Origin of the sequence: Streptomyces alkaliterrae, assembly GCF_007097205.2 — a bacterium.
Classification (GTDB): Bacteria; Actinomycetota; Actinomycetes; order Streptomycetales; family Streptomycetaceae; genus Streptomyces; species Streptomyces alkaliterrae.
In genome coordinates, this window is the sequence record NZ_VJYK02000408.1 from 1 (window position 1) to 4017 (window position 4017).

The following is a 4017-nucleotide window of genomic DNA, read 5'->3' on the forward strand; positions in this document are numbered from 1 at the left end:
CACCCCGTCGTCGGCGACGGCTGCCCCGTCCGAGCCGCCGGACTGACCGGACAGGTCCCCGACGCCATTCTCGGCGCCGGCACCTGGACCGGCTACGACCCCGACCGCAGCCCCGGCCCCGGCGAAGGCGGGCGGCCCAGGGCGACTCTCGGCGAGCGTGCTCGCCTGGCAACGCGAGGCCCGTCGCGTGCTGGCCGAGGCGGAGGCCAGAGGAAGGGCGGCGGCCCGCTCCTCCGAAACCGCCGCGTCCCACCGACGCGCGGACCGCGCCGACCGCGCCGACCGCGCCTTCCAGGGCTGGTTCACCGGTACCGCGTGAACCAGCGCCGCACGCCCGGCGCAGCGCGCGGCCCGGCGTGAACCGGGCCGCGGGAGGTTCCGCGTCACGCGCGCCGCGCTCGGATCGGCGGTCGCGCGCCGCGCGCTGGTCCGGTGACACGGGTGCCGGGCGCTTGTGCCGGGCGCTCGGCGCGGCGTTGCCGCGCGTCGTCCGCCAAGTCGGTGTGATCAGTGCGGCGTGCGCGGCCCGGTGCGCCCCGGGCCGCCCGCCCGGCCTGGCGCGAGCCGGGCTGTGTGCGCGGTTCGGCGGGGGCGGCGGCCGCCGGGCCTTGGCCGCGTGGCGCGACCCTAGTCGAAGTCCGGGGCCAGGAGGGCGCGGACGCCCTCGATGTTGGCGCTGAGGTAGGCCCGCAGCCGGGGCGGCACGACCTCCACGGAGTTCACGCCTTCCTCGCTGAACGGCAGCCGCACGATCGCGTACTCGCCGCGCGGCTCGTCCACCTCGGGGCCGTGGCGACGGCTGGGGTCCATGGCGGCGAGTCGGCAGACGAAGAAGTGCTGCACCTTCACCGCGCCCTCCGGCAGCGGCTCGCCGCCCGGCGGCGGACCGTCGTCCACCGGCGAGTAGGCGACGGTGTCGACGAACGCCGGGACGACGTCCGTGATCCTGGCGCCCAGTTCCTCGGCGACCTCCCGGTGCAGCGCCGCGATCACGCTCTTGTCGCCCTCCTCGACCCCGCCTCCCGGCGTGATCCAGTAGGGCTCGCGGCCCGGTTTGGTGCGCTTGATGAGGATCAGCTCGTCGCCGTCGAGCAGGATCGCCCGCGCCGTCCGCTTGACGACGGGACGGGCTCGGTGCCGGCCGGGGACACGACGTTCTTCCGCCATGCCTGAAGATCTGCCGCGCCACCGCCCGCCACAAACCTCCCGTCGACCCCGCCGCCCGGCGGAAGTCCCCGGGTCATATGCCGCGTGCGTGATGGGAAAATGACCGAGAGTGAACTAGGGTGATGTCAGGCGCAGATGGCGCCGGCATATGGGCGGCGGTTTGGGGCACGAGGGGGGAGCCCCAAACCGTCCCGTCCCAGTCGCCGACGCCGCGCTCAGCCCGCTCGTGCGGCGGCCGCCGCGGCGGCCCGCGCCTGGCGCAGGTCGGCGACGAGGTCGGCCGCGTCCTCCACGCCGACCGACATCCGCACGAAGCCCTCGGGCACGTCGTCGCCGCCCCAGCGCCCGCGCCGCTCGGCCGTGCTGCGCACGCCGCCGAAGCTGGTGGCCTCCTCCACGACCCGGGTGGCCGCCAACAGCCGCTCGGCGAACGCGCGGTCGGGCAGGGTGAACGACAACACGCAGCCGAAGCCGCGCATCTGGCGGGCGGCGAGCTCGTGCGCCGGGTCGTCCGGCAGCCCCGGATAGCGCACGTCCCGCACCTCGGGCCAGCCGCGCAACTCCTCGGCGAGCACAAGCGCGTTCCGCTGCTGCCGCTCGGTGCGCAGGTGCAGGGTGGCGAGGCTACGGTGTGCCAGCCACGCCTCCATCGGCCCGGGGATCGCACCGACGAGCTTGCGCCACCGCCGCACCGACTCGGTGAGCGCCGCGTCCCGGCAGACGACGTAGCCGAGCAGCACGTCACCGTGGCCGCTGAGCGCCTTGGTGCCGCTGGCCACGGAGAAGTCCGCGCCCAGCTCCAGCGGGCGCTGACCGAGCGGCGTGGCGAGTGTGTTGTCGACGGCGACCAGCGCGCCCTCGCGGTGCGCGGTGTCGGCGAGCACCCGGATGTCGCATACGTCCAGGCCGGGGTTGGCGGGCGTTTCCAGCCACACCAGGTCGGCGCCCTCGATCGCCTCGCGCTGCCGGGCAGTGCCCGTGGGGACGGCCCGGACCGTCGCGCCCAGCTCCGTCAGCCGCTCGCTGAGCGGGTTCAGCAGGTTGTAGCCGTCGTTCGGCAGCACCACCGTGCCGCCGGGCCGCACGTGGGAGAGCAGGACGGCCGAGATGGCCGCCATGCCCGAGGCGAAGACGGTCGCCTCGGCGGGCTCGTCCGGCGACTCCAGGGCGGCGACGGCCGTCTCCAGGGCGGTCCACGTCGGGTTGCCGTCCCTGCCGTAGGTGTACGCGGCGTCGGCCGGGTCGCCGGGCAGGTGGTAGTGGGCGGTGAGGACGGGCCCCGGCATCGGCGGGGCGTCCGGCGACGGCTCCGGCAGCCCTGCGTGAACGGCACGGGTGCCCTCACCGGGGCGGGCGGGTGACGTCGACGGGTCGCTCATCGCACGACCTCGCCCGATGTCGGTCGTGTGGCGTCCGGGGTCGGCTGGGTGGGGACCGTGCCGCGGCGGCGCAGCTCCCGGCGGACGGCCTCCAGCAGCCCGGGCGCGGCGGCCTCCACCTGCGCCAGCACGGTCTCGAAGTCCGACCGGTCGCCGTAGTACGGGTCCGCGACGTCCAGCCCCGTGCCGTCCGTGCCGGGGTGCGCCGTCGGGTCGTAGGAACGCAGCAGGCTGACCTTCGCCGCGTCCCGCGAGTCGCCCGCGAGTCGGCGCAGCGCCTGTTGGTGCCCGCTGTCCAGCGCGATCACCAGGTCCGTGGTGTCGAACCAGGACGCCTCGAAGCGGCGCGCGGCGTGCTCGGTGCCGTAACCGGCCTCCTCCAGGACGGAGACCGCGCGGTGGTCCGCCGGTTCGCCCGCGTGCCAGCCGCCGGTACCGGCGCTGGAGACGACGACGGCGTCCGCCAGCCCGGCCTCGGCGACGCGGGCGCGCAGGACGGATTCGGCCATGGGCGACCGGCAGATGTTGCCGGTGCAGACGAAGCACACGTGGAGCACGGGGAGCCCGCGCGTCGGCGCGGGCGGCGGATTGTCGGAGCGCATGTACCCATGATGGGTGACATCCGCGTCGACGGGGTGACGGGTACCGGGCGTTCCGTGCGCCCGGGCCCCCGTCGTCACCCCGGTGTCGTCACTTGCCGTCGGGGAGCACCAACTCCATCGCCCAGGACACGATCGCGACGATCAGGCCGCCGAGCAGTGCCGTGCCGAAGCCCTCGACGTGGAAGCCGATGTCCAGCTTGTCGGCCAGCCAGGAGGTCAGCAGCAGCATCAGCGCGTTGATGACCAGCGCGAACAGGCCGAGTGTGAGTACCAGTACGGGCAGCGAGAGCAGCTTGGCGATCGGCTTCACCACGAGGTTGACGAGGCCGAAGAGCAGCGCGACGAGGATCAGCGTGATCGTCTTGTCGCCCGTGGTGTCACCGGTGAGGGTGATGTCGCTGAGCAGCCATACGGCGACGGCCAGGGCCACGGCGTTGGCGATGGTCTTGATAAGAAAGCTCATGCAGCAGATCGTTCCAGAGTCGACCCGGTCAGGGGCAAGGGGGCAGCGCGGATGAAGGCGTTCCGGTTGGCTGATCTGGAGGCCGAGCGGGCCGCCAACGACGGCGCGTACCTCCAGTTCCTGCGCGAACGGAACATGTCGGTCGGGCTCTACGCGCTCGACCGGGGCAGCCTGGACCCGCAGCAGCCGCACGGCCAGGACGAGGTGTACTTCGTGGTCAGCGGACGAGCGCTGATCACGGTGGGGGACGAGACCGAACCCGTCGCGCGCGGCAGCGTGGTGTACGTCCCGGCCGGGGTGCCGCACAGGTTCCACCACATCAGCGAGGACCTGCGCGTCATGGTGGTGTTCTCACCCCCCGAGTCCTGAACCCCGCCGTGCGCCGCAGGCCGTGCCCGCCGCGCGC

At 74.1% G+C, this 4017-nt stretch carries 6 protein-coding genes; 2 read left to right on the forward strand and 4 right to left on the reverse strand.

Going from position 1 to position 4017, the window contains the following annotated elements:
* The first annotated feature begins 157 nt into the window (after positions 1-157).
* Entirely contained in the window at positions 158-319 is a 162-nt protein-coding gene (locus FNX44_RS24640; RefSeq protein ID WP_153507703.1) for a hypothetical protein, read from the forward strand.
* A gap of 308 nt (positions 320-627) precedes the next feature.
* Here the strand turns inward: FNX44_RS24640 and FNX44_RS24645 are convergent, their stop codons facing one another.
* The 4 genes from FNX44_RS24645 to FNX44_RS24660 form a co-directional block, all read right to left on the reverse strand.
* Entirely contained in the window at positions 628-1167 is a 540-nt protein-coding gene (locus tag FNX44_RS24645; protein WP_143651202.1) for an NUDIX domain-containing protein, read from the reverse strand.
* Positions 1168-1382: 215 nt separating this feature from the next.
* Positions 1383-2546, reverse strand: a complete 1164-nt coding sequence (locus FNX44_RS24650) for a cystathionine gamma-lyase (protein WP_143651203.1) — start codon at positions 2544-2546, stop codon at positions 1383-1385.
* Entirely contained in the window at positions 2543-3148 is a 606-nt protein-coding gene (locus FNX44_RS24655; RefSeq protein ID WP_143651204.1) for a low molecular weight protein-tyrosine-phosphatase, read from the reverse strand. Before FNX44_RS24655 ends, FNX44_RS24650 begins: the two co-directional genes overlap by 4 nt.
* Before the next feature lie 88 nt (positions 3149-3236).
* The gene (locus FNX44_RS24660; RefSeq protein ID WP_143651205.1) at positions 3237-3611 is read right to left on the reverse strand and encodes a phage holin family protein; all 375 of its coding nucleotides are present in this window, start codon (positions 3609-3611) and stop codon (positions 3237-3239) included.
* 51 nt (positions 3612-3662) lie between these two features.
* Between FNX44_RS24660 and FNX44_RS24665 the strand changes: the two genes are divergently transcribed.
* A complete protein-coding gene (locus tag FNX44_RS24665) occupies positions 3663-3980 on the forward strand; it encodes a cupin domain-containing protein (protein WP_143651206.1) in 318 nt (105 codons plus the stop codon).
* Positions 3981-4017 lie beyond the last annotated feature (37 nt).

Coding starts and splice junctions, on each gene's coding strand:
- FNX44_RS24650 (WP_143651203.1), bottom strand. CDS start 2,546: ATGAGCGACCCGTCGACGTCACCCGCCCGCCCCGGTGAGGGCACCCGT.
- FNX44_RS24665 (WP_143651206.1), top strand. CDS start 3,663: ATGAAGGCGTTCCGGTTGGCTGATCTGGAGGCCGAGCGGGCCGCCAAC.
- FNX44_RS24645 (WP_143651202.1), bottom strand. CDS start 1,167: ATGGCGGAAGAACGTCGTGTCCCCGGCCGGCACCGAGCCCGTCCCGTC.
- FNX44_RS24655 (WP_143651204.1), bottom strand. CDS start 3,148: ATGCGCTCCGACAATCCGCCGCCCGCGCCGACGCGCGGGCTCCCCGTG.
- FNX44_RS24660 (WP_143651205.1), bottom strand. CDS start 3,611: ATGAGCTTTCTTATCAAGACCATCGCCAACGCCGTGGCCCTGGCCGTC.